This is a genomic window from Bdellovibrionales bacterium, from assembly GCA_019750295.1.
In the GTDB taxonomy this organism is placed as follows: Bacteria; Bdellovibrionota; Bdellovibrionia; order Bdellovibrionales; family JAGQZY01; genus JAIEOS01.
This window is the reverse complement of record JAIEOS010000026.1, coordinates 15,628-32,053: the sequence shown is the minus strand read 5'-3', so window position 1 is coordinate 32,053 and position 16,426 is coordinate 15,628. Positions and strand designations below refer to the sequence as shown.

Annotated in this window: 16 protein-coding genes; 6 read left to right on the top strand and 10 right to left on the bottom strand. The window is 46.1% G+C overall.

What is annotated here, in order from left to right; genetic code table 11:
- Nucleotides 1-2: 2 nt before the first annotated feature.
- The 6 genes from K2Q26_06820 to K2Q26_06795 are packed head-to-tail and all read right to left on the bottom strand — an operon-like array spanning nucleotide 3 to nucleotide 6,245.
- The gene (locus K2Q26_06820) at nucleotides 3-1,298 is read right to left on the bottom strand and encodes an AgmX/PglI C-terminal domain-containing protein (GenBank protein ID MBY0315212.1); all 1,296 of its coding nucleotides are present in this window, start codon (nucleotides 1,296-1,298) and stop codon (nucleotides 3-5) included.
- Between the two features lie 2 nt (nucleotides 1,299-1,300).
- Nucleotides 1,301-1,609, bottom strand: a complete 309-nt coding sequence (locus tag K2Q26_06815; protein MBY0315211.1) for a hypothetical protein — start codon at nucleotides 1,607-1,609, stop codon at nucleotides 1,301-1,303.
- Between the two features lies 1 nt (nucleotide 1,610).
- Nucleotides 1,611-4,586: a tetratricopeptide repeat protein gene (locus K2Q26_06810; protein MBY0315210.1), complete on the bottom strand. Its 2,976-nt coding sequence runs from the start codon at nucleotides 4,584-4,586 to the stop codon at nucleotides 1,611-1,613.
- A 3-nt stretch (nucleotides 4,587-4,589) separates the two neighbouring features.
- Nucleotides 4,590-5,075, bottom strand: a complete 486-nt coding sequence (locus K2Q26_06805) for a biopolymer transporter ExbD (GenBank protein ID MBY0315209.1) — start codon at nucleotides 5,073-5,075, stop codon at nucleotides 4,590-4,592.
- Nucleotides 5,076-5,082: 7 nt separating this feature from the next.
- Nucleotides 5,083-5,538 (bottom strand): biopolymer transporter ExbD, encoded by a 456-nt coding sequence (locus K2Q26_06800; protein ID MBY0315208.1) that lies wholly within the window; start codon nucleotides 5,536-5,538, stop codon nucleotides 5,083-5,085.
- A 41-nt stretch (nucleotides 5,539-5,579) separates the two neighbouring features.
- Nucleotides 5,580-6,245 carry a MotA/TolQ/ExbB proton channel family protein gene (locus K2Q26_06795; protein ID MBY0315207.1) on the bottom strand — a complete coding sequence of 222 codons (666 nt, stop codon included), beginning with the start codon at nucleotides 6,243-6,245 and terminating at the stop codon, nucleotides 5,580-5,582.
- A gap of 380 nt (nucleotides 6,246-6,625) precedes the next feature.
- Between K2Q26_06795 and K2Q26_06790 the strand changes: the two genes are divergently transcribed.
- A complete protein-coding gene (locus K2Q26_06790) occupies nucleotides 6,626-6,835 on the top strand; it encodes a hypothetical protein (GenBank protein MBY0315206.1) in 210 nt (69 codons plus the stop codon).
- 62 nt (nucleotides 6,836-6,897) lie between these two features.
- Here K2Q26_06790 and K2Q26_06785 read toward each other — a convergent pair whose 3' ends face one another.
- Complete coding sequence (locus K2Q26_06785) at nucleotides 6,898-7,530, bottom strand: hypothetical protein (protein ID MBY0315205.1); 633 nt, start codon at nucleotides 7,528-7,530, stop codon at nucleotides 6,898-6,900.
- Here K2Q26_06785 and K2Q26_06780 point away from each other — a divergent pair.
- The 4 genes from K2Q26_06780 (at nucleotide 7,481) to K2Q26_06765 (ending at nucleotide 12,486) form a co-directional block, all read left to right on the top strand.
- A complete protein-coding gene (locus tag K2Q26_06780) occupies nucleotides 7,481-8,077 on the top strand; it encodes a GNAT family N-acetyltransferase (GenBank protein MBY0315204.1) in 597 nt (198 codons plus the stop codon). The genes K2Q26_06785 and K2Q26_06780 overlap by 50 nt on opposite strands.
- Nucleotides 8,078-8,237: 160 nt before the next feature.
- The gene (locus tag K2Q26_06775; GenBank protein MBY0315203.1) at nucleotides 8,238-10,061 is read left to right on the top strand and encodes a glucan ABC transporter ATP-binding protein/ permease; all 1,824 of its coding nucleotides are present in this window, start codon (nucleotides 8,238-8,240) and stop codon (nucleotides 10,059-10,061) included.
- Nucleotides 10,051-11,976: an ABC transporter ATP-binding protein/permease gene (locus K2Q26_06770; protein ID MBY0315202.1), complete on the top strand. Its 1,926-nt coding sequence runs from the start codon at nucleotides 10,051-10,053 to the stop codon at nucleotides 11,974-11,976. Before K2Q26_06775 ends, K2Q26_06770 begins: the two co-directional genes overlap by 11 nt.
- Before the next feature lie 165 nt (nucleotides 11,977-12,141).
- Nucleotides 12,142-12,486 carry an SWIB/MDM2 domain-containing protein gene (locus K2Q26_06765; protein MBY0315201.1) on the top strand — a complete coding sequence of 115 codons (345 nt, stop codon included), beginning with the start codon at nucleotides 12,142-12,144 and terminating at the stop codon, nucleotides 12,484-12,486.
- Nucleotides 12,487-12,602: 116 nt separating this feature from the next.
- Here K2Q26_06765 and K2Q26_06760 read toward each other — a convergent pair whose 3' ends face one another.
- The 3 genes from K2Q26_06760 to K2Q26_06750 are packed head-to-tail and all read right to left on the bottom strand — an operon-like array spanning nucleotide 12,603 to nucleotide 15,213.
- Nucleotides 12,603-13,136, bottom strand: a complete 534-nt coding sequence (locus tag K2Q26_06760) for a YaeQ family protein (protein MBY0315200.1) — start codon at nucleotides 13,134-13,136, stop codon at nucleotides 12,603-12,605.
- Between the two features lie 12 nt (nucleotides 13,137-13,148).
- Nucleotides 13,149-14,492: a HAMP domain-containing histidine kinase gene (locus tag K2Q26_06755; GenBank protein MBY0315199.1), complete on the bottom strand. Its 1,344-nt coding sequence runs from the start codon at nucleotides 14,490-14,492 to the stop codon at nucleotides 13,149-13,151.
- 34 nt (nucleotides 14,493-14,526) lie between these two features.
- Entirely contained in the window at nucleotides 14,527-15,213 is a 687-nt protein-coding gene (locus K2Q26_06750) for a response regulator transcription factor (protein MBY0315198.1), read from the bottom strand.
- Between the two features lie 154 nt (nucleotides 15,214-15,367).
- Between K2Q26_06750 and K2Q26_06745 the strand changes: the two genes are divergently transcribed.
- A complete protein-coding gene (locus K2Q26_06745; GenBank protein ID MBY0315197.1) occupies nucleotides 15,368-16,330 on the top strand; it encodes a phosphatase PAP2 family protein in 963 nt (320 codons plus the stop codon).
- Nucleotides 16,331-16,426 lie beyond the last annotated feature (96 nt).

The following is a 16,426-nucleotide window of genomic DNA, read 5'->3' as shown; positions in this document are numbered from 1 at the left end:
AATTACCTTTGGCTCACACGCATGTTTGTTGCGCGACGTAACTCGAAGGGATAAGCCACTTCCACGTTAACGCCACCGACTGGTTTAGGAAATTTCCAATTTTTGATTTTTCCAGCAATACAGCTTTCCACTTGAAGATCAGAGACACTCGAGTAAGCGGTTTTCGCTGTAGAAACACGACCGCTGCTATTGATGGTCCATTCCGCCGTCAAACGACCTTTGAGGTTCGGTTTGCTCTGAAGGCCCATTTCGTAACAGTAAATGATTTGACCCATATTTTTTTGGACAACCGCATTGATCTGATCGCGATCAAGACCGGCTTCAACGCTCGCTTCTTCAGCTAAAGGAACCATGAAACCACCCGAACGACCGCGGAAAGAAATGGCTCCGCCCTCAGCATCACGACCACCACCGTTACCGGCAGATCCGTAACCCCCAGCGCCCGAAGCTTGAGAACCGGTGCCTGGGCTTGAAGCCACTAAGCCTTTTCCAGGAAGAGCACCCGTAGCTCCGCCGTTAAGGCCTTCGCCAAGACCGCCGCCACCAGCTCCGTGACCACCGTAGCCACGACCGCCGGAACCTTTACCGCCTTCAGCTTGGCCAACGCCATTGAGGTTAAGACTAGATTTGTTGGTTTTAGATACAGCAGAGAGTGCACTTAATGCACCCATCTGTTCGATCTTAGGTCCATTGTTCATCGGGATATTCTTCTTCACAGGAATGTTTTTAGCGATAACAACTTTTTTAGGCTGAGGCTTAGGAGTTGTTTTTTGAGCGACCACTGGCTTAGGAGTATATTTTTTCTTTTCGATTTTCTTTTCGGAAACCTGAACGGTTTTCACTTGTTTTTGAGGTTGAGCAACTTCTACAGGAGGAGGGGCGATATTGATTGTAACGACTTCTTGTGGTTTTTCTTCAGTAAAGTATTTGTTAGCGATAAAACTGACGAGGCTTAAGAAAACAAGGAGAGAAACGTGAACAATCGCCGACATTTTGAGAGAGCGCTTAAGAACTTCTTCGTCTTTAGCGAGTTGAAACGAAGGTGCAACTTTAGAAAGATCATCAGAAAAAGAAATATAGCCGTACTGGCCTAAAGAGATTGATTTTTTACGAACTTCATCCACTGTCGTTTCTAGAATAATAGAGTAAGGGATGTTTTGTTCATCGAGAGCGGCAGTGGACTGCATGGCCTCAATGCGGTTTTGATCCTGACGCATAACGAGCGTCAAAGCATTGCCATTGTAGCGGAAGGATCGAACCACTTCTTTTTTACGGTTTTGTAATGCTAATGTACCCATAATTACCGTCTCGACAATTCTTGATCTTCACGATCTTTAAAGCTTTTACGAACACCTAATAAATCATCAATCAACTTCTCGTCTTCTACCGTTGCAATTCCCTGGCTAGCTATCTTGTATTTACCGCGTACTGAGGCCGGGTCGAAGGAGAAAGAGGTTCCTAAATTGCTACTTTTGGCTTCGGCTGTGACTTTTTTTGTCGCCTTCGCGTTTTTCTTGCTGTTCGATTTTGAGACAGTTCCTGCGAGAGCGTTGGGGGTTATAGAGATTGTGGAGCTTATAAAAAGCACCAGGATCAATAAGGCCTTCATATTAAAGTCCCTTCATTTTCGCGAGACGTGCATCTAAGTGGGCGACCGCGATATCGTTTCCACGCATGTTTTCAAGTTCTTTGAGAGCTTCGACCGGCTCGTTGTCGAAAGGATTCTTTTTTACAGCTTTTCTTGCATCTGCGATTTTATGAGCACTTGGATCAGAATGTTTTCCAGTCAGGGCTGCGCTCAAGAAAGCTTTTGAGCTCGTGGGAGCATGAACGCTGAGTTGAACGATATCTGCACGGAGAGCTGGTTTATACTCTTTACGAGCGTCCATATAGTTTTGCGCCAAAGTTTCACTCCAAGAATCATCTTTCCACAGATCAGAAAGCTTCCTAGAGACTTGGTTAGCGCGAGTGGCGTAGGGAGCGGCTTGTGCAGCGATGAGGGATTCGTATTTGTCTTTGTTGACGCCAGTTAAGCCCTTGGGAGTCGGTAAGCGTTTGATGTCTTCAGACAAGCGAGCATTTTCGTTCATTAGAGTATCTAGAGTAATGGCTTGGAGCACGAGGTCTTTTTTAGAAATTGCGGCGGAGGCGAATTTTTCGACGCGAGCCAGAGCTGTGAGACGGTCTTGAAGTGATTTTTTAAGTTTAGCGTCACTGCGAGCGTCGAGTTTCGATTTTTGGAGCTTCATGATTTCGATATTGAGAGGGTTGTAGACAAGTAATCGCCCGATGATCGAACCCGTCGTTGATTTTTGAACCGACGGGAAGGTGTAGGCGTGCTCCAGGATGCGGATGCTGTTCGTGCGCGCCGACACTTCAAGAGCGAGGCGAGCAAATACCTCTGGAGAGCGAGCGAGTTCCTTCGAGAAGGACTTTAAAGTCGCTTCGGGATTTTTACTTCTTTGAACTTTATGGGCAATGACGGTCGAGCGCAGTGAAGGATTCTGGCTGATTTTCAAGAAAGCGTCCTCATGTTTCGAGGGATCTACACCGGCAAGTTCGGCAAGGTAGGCGAGTCGGACGAGACGATCCGCTGTCAATTTTCCGGATTGTTTGAGGCTCAGTTTATAAGCAGTAGCGAAATCGAGTTCGAGCTCTGCAAGCCAGATCTGATTGATTTCGGCGTCGTGGCGGTCGTCAGCAGATAATTCTTTGAGCGCCAGCAAATTGAGATTGGCTTTTTTAGATTCAGGGAAGTTTCGAAGCTTGACCGCTAATAAATATTTGCTCTTATAAAGAGAGATTTTATCTTGAGCCGTAGCGCCATCAAGAGAGATGGTATTGAGTCGGGCAAATTCTCGTTCGTCCGCCTCTTTATTGTTAATTTTTGAAGCGACGCCGTTAAGAACGGTTTTTCGATGAATGAGATTGAATTTTTGGGCCGAAGCGGGGAAGGTTTTTGCGTATTCAGCACTCCATTGCTCCACTTTTGCGAAGTCTTTGATCTCCGTGAGAGCGTCGATGGACATGGAGGCTGCAGCTGTTTTTAATTGAGTGTTTGAGTTCTTCTCCAGAGCTAAGCTTCGGAACATGGGAGCCGCTTTCGGGTAGTCTTTTCTTTCGAATTCGACCTGAGCTTTTTGATAACGAACTTCGAATTCGCGAGGGCCTGTAGGATTTAATGCGAGATAGTGATCGTAGGCGGCGAGGCGAAGTTCAGAGAATTTTGCAGTTTCGGCCATATCGATTTCGCCGATCAAAGCGCCCTCTTGGGCGGTGAAGGCGAGCTTCTTTTGCCCTTCATCTTTGCACTTTTTTATGCATTGATGAGAAATCTCTGCACCTTGGCGGTAAAATTCGTAGGCTTGGCGATAGTCTTTTCTTTGTTTAGCAACGTCTGCGCCCCAGTTTAACATTTCGAAATCGTCGGGGAAAAGTTGCACATAGAGAGCGTAGGCGACAACGAGGTCGCTGGTGAGTTTTGTTTTTTCTTCGCGGTTCCAAGAGACGATGAGGTTTTTAATGTCCGTGCGTAAAGCGCCGCAGGTTTCGCCGCAGCCGGGCTCTTTCCATAGATCCATAATGTTACGGAACGTAGCGAGAGCTCCTTTGTTGTCACCCATGTCGTGCTTTAACTTCATCAAACGAATTTGGGCTTCAAGAGCGGTTTGATCTTTCTGGTTCATCTCGAGGTAAACCACCCATACGAGAGCCGCTTCCTTCTTTTTACCGAGGCGGTCGGTCTCTTGAGCTAAATGGTAGAGATTGGCTTGTTTGCGGGCGTCGGGGCTGAGATTGAGAAGATTTTTAATTTTTTCTTTATTGACGGTGGTGCGGGCATAAAACGAAGCGAGATCTTTAGAGACATCGGCTTTAAAAGAATCATCTTCGATCGCGCCTTCGGAGGTTTCCATGCGAGTGAGTTCTTTGGATTGAAGAACGCGCTCCATGATGCTGATCGCTTTATTGGTCTGGTTTAAATTGAATAAGCACCAAGATAAACGGTAGTACACAAGTCCACGCTGGGGAGTTTGCTCGATTTTGAGAGCTTTTTCGTACTCGGACATCGCTTCTTTATATTTTGCTGTTTGAAAGTAAACATCGCCGAAAGAGGCATGGGCTTGTCCTAAAACGATCGGAGTGTGTTTGGATAAGCCTTCGGACGTCATTAGTTTATAAACTTTTTCGGTCGCCGCGAAATCCCCGGTGGCAAAGAGCAAATGAGCTTTTTGGAGGAGACTTTGGCTGCGCTGTTCGTTATCGGTGAGGCGAGGAATGACTTCGTTATAAAGAGAGATCGCTTCTTTGCGATCGGCCACAGCGTTGAGGCAATTGTTACAGTTTTGTTCGCCCTCGGCAAGAGCTTTTAAGCGCGAACGCTCGGCCAAAAGATCGGCAAGACGGAGAGATGAGGGAATCGAAGAGGCGTCGGATTTATCGATGCTTTTAATCACCATCTTGAGGCGATCAATCATCGCGGAGTGGGTCGATAAATCCATCTTCGCCGCGAACACCGGAGCCGAAACGAGGACAGTGACGAGCACTGTGGGGATGAAGGTAAAAATTGAAGTCCGGTTTGTCGACATGGCTTATTCCTCAACAAGTACTGCGAATTTAACTTGTTTAATTCCAGCGTAAGATGAAGCTATTAAAAGAGGCTGAAGTTTTTCAAATCCCACTTTTTCGTCGGCTTGCACAACAATGGCGGAGTCTCCACCTTTAAAAATGGATTCCGATTTAATTTTAAGTTTTTCAAGGGCCGCTTTGAGTTGGTCGTTGGCGACCAATTTATCGTCGATGTAAAAGCCATTGTCTTTAAAGAGAACGACGGGAGAGGAGTCTAATTTTTCGGAGTGAGCCGCAGTAGGAATCATAACTCCTTCTTTTAAATCGAACTGCTCCACATCGGAGCTATTCATAATCAGATAGATCACCATCAAAGTAAAAGCGTCTACGAGAGAAGTTAACATTAAGCCCACGTTAATGGACTTTTTCCCTTTGGAGCGGTGAGGGCGAAGGCGTGAACCTTCTTTAAGTGGCGATGAAAGGTGAGAGGTGGCAAAAGTATTTTTCATAAAGTCCTCACATCGGTGATACGCCAACATCGGTGATCTTCGCGGATTTGAGCGAGTCGATCATTTTGATGGTGTGGCCGTAAGTGACATTCGGGCGAGTTAACACCACGGATGTTTTGATTTCGGGATGGGCATTTTTAATAGATAAGATAGAAGCTTCGACGCGTTTCCAGTCGATCTTACCACCAGAGGCGGCGATGGCAAATTTGCGCTGGTCGGTTTTAACGTCTTTGAGTTGTAATTCTACGGAGTTGTCGGGGTCTAATTGCACCACAACAGAAGGAGGATTTTTACCGGCAGTGCTCTCTGCACCAACGGCCTGTTGCGTGTTCATTGTTCCGACGTAAGTCCAGATGGCAGTGAGGAGCAGGAAGCATAAGCACGCCGACAACATATCAATGAATGGAACAAGGTTGAGTTCGAAGTCTAGGCTTTTTGATTTACCGTTTTGCGTGCTGATCATAAAATCCCCTCAAGTCAGTTGTAAGTCTAGGGCTCTCGCAATTAGCGAGAGCGAGTTTTCTTAGTGGCCACGTTCTCTACGTTAAAACCTAACCAGATGTACATGCGAAGAGCGGCTTTATGAAGATCGTCAGTTAAAGCATTGGCTCTGTTCTGAAGAATTGAGTAAGCCACAAGAGCAGGAACCGCAACGATAAGACCGTAAGCCGTGGCGTTCATCGCCTCGCCGATTCCTTCTGCAAGGATTCGAGCTTTTTCAACCGCAGTGGCGTTAGCAATGGATGTGAAGGATTTAATAAGACCAACGATTGTACCAAGTAGACCTAATAATGTAGCGACGTTTGCGAGCATAGAGAGGAAGCCTAAGCGTTGATCCACGCGGCCAGACTCTTCGATCAGAACTTCGTCCATTTTCAGTTGGAGTTCTTCGCGTCCACCGAAGTCGATCGTCGATTGAACACCGATTTGAGCGATGGTGGCGAGAGGCTTGTGGCCGAATTTTTCGGCTTTAGAAACGATTTTTTCGATATTTCCGCTCTTAATGTCCCCTTCGAAAGCTTGAACCATTTCGCGGGCGTCGGCGGAGCGACGGAAGTAAAGAGCTACGATACGCTCTATGATGATCGCTACAGAAAAAATCTGAACGGCCATGATAGGGAACATCCAAAAGCCACCTTGATGAAACATACTGCCTAATTGAGTAAACATGAATTCCTCCAAAAAATAATAAGGGTCTCCGGAAGGATACATGAGCAATAGGAGTGCCACTTATAAAATGTCTACAGGGTCATTCATTTCTATTTGGCAACGTTGCTGTGACAATTTTTGGCTACACGACTGACACATGGCTCTGTTTTTGGCAACCGTCTCAATCTGAAACGAGCCTTTGAGGAAATAGATGGAGATGCAATTGGGCACTGCTCCTGCAAGGTGAGCCGTATGCGCCTTCAAAGTTTGATGTTTATTCTTTGTCTCATTTTAGGACAGTCTGTTCACGCTCGTCAGTTTGATTATTCCAAACTCTATCGTTTAATCTCAGCCTCGGAGACGTTGGCAGAGTTTCCCGGCCGAGCCAGTTTCTCCGAAAAATGGAACAACTGGTTTTTAAAAAACAGGGCGTGATCGATTTGAGTTTTTCAACGGAAGATGATACTCGAATGTTTTATGCCCATCGCGCGATCACCTTGCGCCAAAGAGACTTCGAAAGATATGCCGTTTTTCCTGGCGTGCCTCATCCTCAAAAAATTGAAGGAACCTCTTCCGAAAGATCCCATGGATACATTGGCGAAAGTCTATGAAATGGATGCTGGCCCGATAGATCCGAGCTCATTGAAGGCCATTCAGGTGCGTCGAGATGTGATCAACGAGTGCCGATCAATTCCACTTGAGGCGTTGTAAACTGAATCAGCGAAGGATCTATTCGCGAAATCAAAAGATCGAGGAGCTCCTGCTCCAATCGAAGATCAGGTTTTAAAAATCGATTTAATTTAAGGGTGGTGATTTGGGATTGGATGGAAAGTTTGACGATTCGCCATTGTCCTCTCCATTTCTCCGCCGTGAATTCGTAACCTTGGACAAAAGGGAGTTGATCTAAGGGGATTTGACTGCGCAAATCGAAGCTTCGCGATAATCCTAATGCCGTTTCCACCGCAGACAAGTGATGTATAGACCACGAAAGCGTTCCTTCCCCCGTTGCGAAAAAATAAACGAGGGGTGATTTGCCAGGGAGACTTACGACCACAGCTTTCGCTCCGTATTGATAAGCCTTCCCGCGCTCGTAATTGTGGGTGAAAATTTTTTCGATATTTCCCGCCGTCAAGTAAGCGTAGAGGCGAGAGGCGCCCCGGGCTTCTACCGACTTGACGTAAAGCTGCGAGTGCCGATCTTTGGAGAAAAGTTCATTGCACTGAAACTCCTGCGCTTCACCAACAATTGTCAGCGAAATGAGCAGTCCTATAATTATTATAAAGAATGACGGCCTTAGACCGATCATAAACGTTCCTCGCATCTGTGCTGATCTCTCTGCAATTCTTAAGCTTGAGGTTTTATTTTTAGACAAATCGTGGTTAATTCTGCCGATGATTTCCGAAGTCGAACACACTCAGCTCCCGCTCCTCCACGAATTATTTTTAGAATATGCTCAGTCGTTAGATTTTGATTTGTCGTTTCAAGGCTTCTCAGAGGAGCTCGAGAACTTGCCGGGCGAATATGCCGCGCCTCGAGGAGTCCTTCTCCTCGCCTTTTCGAAAGGGGTTGCGGCGGGGTGTGTTGCCCTCCGACCATTGGAAGAAAATATTTGTGAAATGAAAAGACTGTATGTTCGACCGTCTTTTCAAGGGCAAGGAATCGGCCGCCAACTGGCCGAGGCTGTCATTCAGGCCGCTCAGAGCAGAAATTATAAAAAAATGCGACTCGACACGGTTCCCAGCATGGTGAGTGCTATTTCTATGTACAAATCTCTGGGGTTCCAAGTGATTCCTGCGTACCGATGGAATCCGATACCAGGTACTTCTTACATGGAAAAAACTCTCGCAAAATAACCAATTTAGGCACAATGTTAGCAATAACTTATCTTTGCAAGGAGCTGCTGCGAATGCGCAAGCGATATTTCGCCAATAGAGACATCCTCATACAAAACCACTTTATTTTTCGGTCAGAAATTCCCCCGAGGAAGGGGCATTTCTGTGCGTTGGACTTTGCATGGAATACAGTGAGGCACTCATGGGATTCGTAAGGACTTATGCTCGAGCCCTAGGCATTCTTTGGAGGTACGAAAAAAAAATGACTTTAGCGTTAGTGATCTCGAGCCTTTTTGTTGGACTGATTCAGGCCTTCGAGCCTGTTCTGTTCGGTCGCACGATCGATTCACTCTCCACTCAAAAAAATACCTTTCGCGTGCTCATGCTGTGGGGAGGATTAGGAATCATCAACATTTTTACAAGTGTTTTTTTGGCCGTGATGAGTGATCGAATGGCCCACCGCCAGCGGCTCGGGATGCTCGATCGGATTTTTGAGCGCGTGATTGCGCTTCCGATGAGTTATCACTCCTCGCAAGGTTCTGGACGTGTGGTCCACGCTATTCTCTCGGGAACGGATCAATTGTTTCACGTGTGGCTCTCATTTGTACGGGATCATTTGGCTTCGGTCATCGGGGTGATATTTTTAATCCCGATCGCGATTTCAATGGACTGGCGGATGTCGTGTGTTTTGTTTCTTTTGGCTCTGATCTATGGAGTTGCCAATTATAAGATTGTGAAAAAAACGCACTCACGGCAAGAACAAATATCCTCCTATCACCAAAACCTATTTGCGAGAGTGGGGGATGTGATTGGAAACGTCTCGGTCGTGCAGAGCTACGCGCGATTAATGGATGAGATTCATGATTTGCAAAGAATGACGGCTCAAGTGTTGTCCGTTCAGTATCCTGTGCTGACCTGGTGGGGAATTTTATCCATCATTACTCGCATCTCCTCCACACTTACCATGGTCACTATTCTTATTCTAGGTTCGTGGCTCGTGAAAAGAGGCGAACTGACGGTGGGTCAAGTTGTCGCGTTTGTGAGTTTTTCGATTTTGCTGATCGGGAAATTAGAGCAGATCTCAGGCTTTATTTCGCGGACCATTGCGGAGACACCGGCGTTACAAAATTTCTTCCGTTTGATGGATTACGATGACGGCGCACTAGAAACTCCTAATGCCAAACCGGCGACTCACGTTAAAGGAGAGATCACTTTTTTTAACGTCGGTTATCAGTATAAAAACAAAGATCAGGATCAGAAGAGTGGCCTTGGAGTTTACGATCTTAATTTTCATGTGAAGGCGGGACAAACCGTAGCGCTTGTGGGTCCGTCAGGGTCAGGAAAGACGACTTCCTTAGCGCTTTTACAAAGGCTTTTTGATCCCCAAGACGGTGTGATCCTTTTAGACGGAGAGGACATTCGTGCATTCACTCTTAAGAGTCTTCGCGACAACATCGCAACGGTATTCCAGGAGTCCGGCCTGTTTAATCGATCGATCTCTGAAAACATTCGCATCGGTCGTCCCAACGCCACAGAAGCCGAAGTGCACGAGGCCGCACGGCAAGCGGATGCTCACGAGTTTATTCTGAAAAAAGAGGGTGGTTACGACTTTGTCATTGGAGAACGAGGCTCGGCTCTCTCCGGTGGAGAGCGACAGCGCATCGCCATTGCTCGAGCGATCTTAAAGAACGCTCCGATTCTCATATTCGACGAAGCCACAAGCGCACTCGATAACCAGACCGAACGTCGCATTCAAAACGCGATCTCCAATCTGAAAGTGCAGGAGAAGACCACCTTTATCATTGCTCATCGATTGTCGACAGTGATTTCGGCCGATTTGATTCTCGTGTTTGATCAGGGGCGCATTGTCGAGTCAGGAACCTTTGAATCTTTAAAAAATCAAAACGGATTATTCGCAAATTTAGTCAAACTGGGCGAGCTTTCGCCAGAAAAGCCAACAGAGAAACAAACAGACCCGCAGCTGGGAGGCATTCGTGGATCGTGAACACGCTGTATCGTTTTCAGGTAAGGTAGGGGACGTTTCCTCCATTGAGGACGTCAATCGAGGTGCAGAATCGGCTCTCAGTCGACCACCGGCAGAGGCCTTACTTTCGAACAAATCGCTAAGACCACCGCAACAGAGCGGAGTTTTTAGTGAGCTTCACGATATTTTTCACAAAATGTTTCGCTCGAAAGATTTTCGTCGGATTGTACTCCTGACGTCCAGTGCATTTGTCATTCTAGTTTTGAATGTTTTTGCGGAAATTCGAATGAATATATGGCAGGGCGCTTTTTACCGGGGCATCGAACAAAAAAATCTGCCGGAAGTGTTTCGTCAGGCGATGTTTTTCCTTGTGATTATTGCTTCGATTCTGGCTTTAGTTGTCGCACAAAACTGGCTTGTGGAACGGACGAAGATTAAGGTTCGGCAATGGCTCACCAATCATTTCCTCGATCGTTGGATGAAGCCGGGTCACGCCTACCGATTAAATATCACGGGAGAGAGACATTTTAATCCCGATCAGCGCATCCAAGAGGATGTGCGTTTGTTTACTGATATGTCGGGGGAGCTGGCGATCGGCGCCCTTCGCTCGGCGCTGATGCTTGTGAGTTTTGTCGGTGTACTGTGGTTGTTATCGTCGGATATTCCGCTTCATATCTGGGGAACTTCTTTAGAGATACCGGGATATATGGTTTGGTTTGCCATCCTTTACGCGGGAGTGGGTTCCTGGCTTGCGGCTAAGGCCGGTGCGCCTTTGATTCCACTCAACGAAAGCCGCTACGCCCACGAAGGGAATCTTCGCTATTCTCTGGTTCGCGTCAACGACAACGCCGAGAGTGTGGCGTTTTACGCCGGTGAAAGAGATGAACGGAAAATTATCGGTCGCAAACTCGAGAGCGTATTAGAAACTCTGCGTTCCCTCTCCTTTGCCAACGCCAGGTTAACGTGGGTGGCTTGTGGGCATGGTTATCTAACGATAATGCTCCCAGTGCTCGTGGCCCTTCCGGGGTACATGCGAGGTCGACTGGATTTTGGTGGACTCATGATGGTCGTCGGTGCTTTTAATCAGGTCCAGCACTCCCTGAGATGGTTCGTCGAAAACTTTAATCGCATCGCAGACTGGCGGGCAGTGCTGCACCGAGTGGCTGATTTTGAGCATGCTATTAACGCCATCGACAACTTTGAACAAGACGGTGAGACCATCGAATTGATTCCCCATAGCGAAGGCAATTTACGTTTTGAAAAGACGCACGTGACCCTCCATGATGGCCACGTCGTGATCGAAGACGCGTCCGTTGAGATTCTTCCTGGAGAAAGAGTGCTCCTCACGGGAGAGTCAGGTTCCGGGAAGAGCACACTCCTCCGAGCTGTGGGAGGTTTATGGCCTTGGGGCTCGGGAAAAATTCACATTCCGCCAAAAAACGAAATGATGTTTCTACCGCAAAAGCCGTACATTCCTCTCGGTTCACTGAAGGACGCAATCACTTATCCCCATGGAAATCAGAAATGGGATCAGGACAAAATCGAAAGTATTTTGGCTCAGGTGAATCTCGAAGCTTTTATTCCACTTTTAAACGAAGTGGCTCGCTGGGATGAACACATGAGTCTGGGGCAGCAGCAGCGGCTCGCTTTCGCGCGACTTTTACTTCATCGACCTCAATGGATTTTTCTCGATGAGGCGACTTCGGCCCTTGATGATAAAAATCAAGACCGTATGATGTCGCTTCTGACCACTGAGCTTTCCGGCTCGGCGGTGCTGAGTGTGGGCCATCGATCCGGTCTAGAGGTCTATCACACCAGAACCATTTATCTGAGACAAACGCCGTCGGGACCGGTGCTTCAAGGAAAGTCGGCGTCGACGAAGGCCTCTCCCATCCAGCAAATGCTTGAGAAATTGGGTCTTCGAGAGACGATTTAGTCGTTTTCTCGAGGGAAATGGCTTACGGATTGAGCACAACGAGCGAGTCGAGTGTGGATTTAGAGTCGTCGAGTCGAAAAACTAAGAATCTCATAGACAAGAGTTGTGATCGAAGTAATGATTTTCTCCTGAGCCTAAATTTCAACGCTCAATGAGGAGATCATAATGGCAAAAGCAAAGAAGAAAAAAACAGCGAAAAAGGCAACTGCAAAAAAAGCAGCTCCTAAAAAAGCAACTGTTAAAAAAGCAAAATCAGCTCGTAAACCTAACGCCGCTTTCATGAAGCCGTTGGCCGTCAGCGCTGTTCTAGCGACTGTTATCGGTGCTGGAATGCTTTCTCGCACTGAAGTTGTTAAGAGAATGTGGAAATACATCAAGAAGCAAGGTCTTCAAGATCCTAAAAATAAGAGAATGATCTTAGCTGATGACAAGCTTAAGCCCGTTTTCGGTGGCAAATCTAAAGTCGACATGTTTGAAATGACTAAACATGTAAGCAAGCATCTTAAATAGATCTTTGATTACGAAGTTCAATCTTCATAGGGCGCGCGGCTGTTTTAGCCCCGCGCCTTTTTTATTTAAGACCAAAGTGAGCGCGAGACTTTCGAAAGCGTCGAGTTCTGAGAATATCAGATTTTGCTGAGTTCGCATTCCAGAGTCTCTTCGCCACAAACAATCATCAACGAATTGTCGTTATAAGTGAGCATCCACTTCGACTCTCGGCTTACGAGATGCGAAAGCCTTTCTAAAAATTCTGGCGGTAAAGCATAGATTTCAATGTCGTCGGCGCGGTGGACGTTATTGGCTTGAATCTCTTGAACCAAGAGCTTTGGATTTTTGTAGGTGTAAACCTTCACTGTATTAGAAACTTTGGATGCTTTATGAAGTTTGCGCGCGCTCGGATTTCCGATTTCAATCCACAATTGCTGCCCTCCGAAGGGATCAGCAAGGCTCAAGCACGGATCATCGGGGTTGTGAAGACCTTCTGCCGAAAAACTCAGGCCCTCCTGAAAATTTAAGGCGTAGGCAATCACTCGAGACAACAAAAAGTCCATGGACTCCGAAGGATGCTGAGCGACGCGAAAATCAAGAGTCTCGTAAACGGCTCGCGGAATGTCCGCAAGTTCGATCTTAAATCTATAAAGTTGAGTCGAGATGGCCATTTCAGTCTTGTTTTACACCTGATTGGGTTCAATTGGCACAATTATTCTAAACTTAGAGCCATGACGGAGCCTGCTTTCAACCTCAATACTCCAACCATGAGCATCAATTATTGATTTGACGAAACTTAATCCCAAGCCCATGCCACCAGAGGTTCGACTCGGGTCAGCCCGATAGAGCCTCTGCCAAATTTTAGAAATATCCTCGTTAGAGATGCCCACGCCCTTGTCTTCGACGGTGATGATTATTTGTTGGTTTGTTTCAGAACATAGAATTCGAATCGAAAGGTGATTATCGCTAAACTTGATTGCATTATCGATTAAATTTGCAAAGACTCGCTTGAGTCTGTTGCGGTCTGCCCATATGGTGATCGTGTCATGGCAGACGAGTTCAATATGGGAAATTCGATCCTCAAGAATGTATTCGTAAATATCTATACACTCTTGAATTATGGGACGTAACTGACAAACATCCTTTTTTAGATTTAAACTTTTGGAGTCGGCTTCGGTGATTTCAAGAAGAGTATTCACTAAATTACTGATCCCATGGATCTCTTCGAGGAGCTCGCCGACCGTTTCCTTACTGATTTGTTGGTCATTGTTTATCAGAGACTCTAGTTTGAGAGAGAAATGCGTGATGGGAGTCCGGAGGTCATGAGCAATAGCATCGATCGAGCTTTGAAGAGATGTAATCAGCTTTTGTATGTGCAGGATCATGTCGTTAAATAAACGAGTAAGTTCATTAAGCTCATACTTGGAGTCGGCGGCGGGCGGAATTGTAAAAAGGTTGCCCATACGTATGCTCTTGACCGTATCAATTAACTGATTGATTGGCTTTAATTTTCTGATTGCAAAAAAGTAAGCGTAGATGGCACTTCCTGAGGCGGTGAGAGTAACCAAGACAAGAGAAGAGATGAAATAAAGATTTGCAAAATCTTCGGAGGAATCGGTATCAAAACCCACAGCCAATCTATAAGGTTCTAGTCTCTGTGAATAAATCTCTATTGTTTCTTCTATTGGATTTTTTGGCCTCACTGTGTAAGAGCCCAGCTTACTTAAAGACTCCTGGATTGTTTTCTCGGTGTTAAATTTATCAAAGTTTTTGAGGTCGCCGGGGAATTTCTCAAAAAGAGAGATTCCATTGCTATCAACGATAACGATCAAAAGACGATTGTAATTGAGCAATCGGTTCGACGCCTTGCCAGACCTAAAGAATTCGGGTCCGTGGAGTTCGAGTAAATCAGCGACTTCGTTGGATCTAATAATTGCAATATCCTTGTCCCGTTTCGCGAGCTCAATCTTTAAAAGAAAAAAAAGACTTGCTGTAATCAAAAGATTACAGATTAACATGGTCATCATGAAATTAACGGCGAGTGCGCGACTCAGTGTTCTTTTAATTGGGATCTTCCTTATTTAATACATAACCCATGCCTCGAACCGTAGTAATGTAGCGTTTACCTGACGCGCGCTCAAGTTTGTTTCGCAGTCGACAAACGAGAACATCTACGACGTTTGTTTGCGGATCAAAGTCGATGTTCCATACTCGGTCGAGAATCATGTTTTTCGAAAGAACTCTTTCAGTATTTTTTAGAAACAGTTCAAGCAGTGAAAATTCCTTCGTCTGGAGTTCAACGGACTTTCCCGCAACCGTCACTTTTCTAGTCAAGCGATCTAGCACGAGATCGGCCATCTGAAGGTACTGAGTTTCTCTTGTAGGCTCTGAGGATCTTCTCGAAACGGCGTTGATTCTTGCCATGAGCTCAGCAAAAGAGAAGGGCTTTACAAGGTAATCGTCAGCTCCCATGTTCAAGCCTTTAACTTTGTCATCAACAGACTGTTTAGCACTTAAAATCAACACTGGCGGTGTTATGTTCTCAGATTTGAGAACTTTTAGCACGGAAAGCCCATCGAGTTGCGGAAGCATTAGGTCTAGAATTATAAGATCATATTCTTTGCGTCGGAGTAGTTCGAGTCCCGCAATGCCATCGAAGGCCGTATCCACTTGATGCCCCTCTTGTCGGAGTCCGTTTGAAACAAAATCAGATATTTTGTGGTCATCTTCGACGACGATGATGTTCATATTGCGAGCTTATCACATTAGAGACATTGGTCCAAAAAGAGTTTAGTTACAAAAATTTAATGTATTCGCAATACCGGTGTAAGTTCCTGGGGATATTCTCATTTTTAAAGACATATAGGGGACAGTGCATCAGCTTTGTCGAGCAGGAATAAATATGAAAGTTTTCGTTTTAGCATTAATGGTCTTCGTCGTTTACCATCGAAGTTGGGGGCAAGTTGCGGATCCGGAGGCCTCACAGGTTGCTCCCCTATCAGACGTGGACAACTCTGGTCCAGAAAAAATTGGGTTATTATCGGTGGTTACCGAGCTACCAACGACCGGCTGGGAATCTTTAAAGATGGGGTTCAGTAGGAAAAGTATCCCCTATTGGGGGTTGATCATTACTTCAACTGCTCTGCTCTATAAGTATGACGAAGATATCTACGAAGATGTAAAGATGAAGGGTCGAAAGTGGGGACTAGGTAATGAAGATCAAACTCGAGAGTTAGTAAAAATTGGGCCATGGCCTCTTCGAACTCCGGCGGATACGGGCGCTGCGCTCTATTTTCTAGGAGATGGTATTACTCATTTCGCTATCGCAGGGTCTTTGATCGGTTATGGATATTTTTCTGACAACCACCGCCCCTATAATACAGGTCTTCAGCTCGTTCACGGAATGGCGATCTCGACATTTTTTAGCCAAATCATAAAAAGGTCCACCGGTCGTGAGAGTCCTTTTGTAAAGACGGAGGAGCGTGGCGCCTGGAGACCTTTTCCGAGCATTTCCGAATATGGTTCAAATACTCCGAAGTATGACGCTATGCCTAGTGGTCACATCATGACTGCGACGGTCACTTTTACTGTACTCATTGAAAACTATCCGGAGCATGAATATTGGCTGCGCCCGTTGGAGGTCACTTGGTTATCTCTCCTTGGATTTCAAATGGTCAATAATGGAGTTCACTGGGCGAGTGACTACCCGTTGGGCATTGCGATGGGCTACGTCTGTGGAAAAACAGCTGCTCGCTTAGGAAAAAAGAAACTCTCTGGAGAAAAGGATGCCCAAAAGTACTCCTGGTCCGTCATGCCCATGTATGAACAAGGGATAATGATGACAAAGCTTTTGGTCAGTTTTTAAGGACGAGCTAGGGTAAGCCACCCGGTTGAAAAACTTTACTTTTTTTACTTTCTAAGGGACCATGACAATCTTAAGACTCAAGTGAGAATTTAAAAG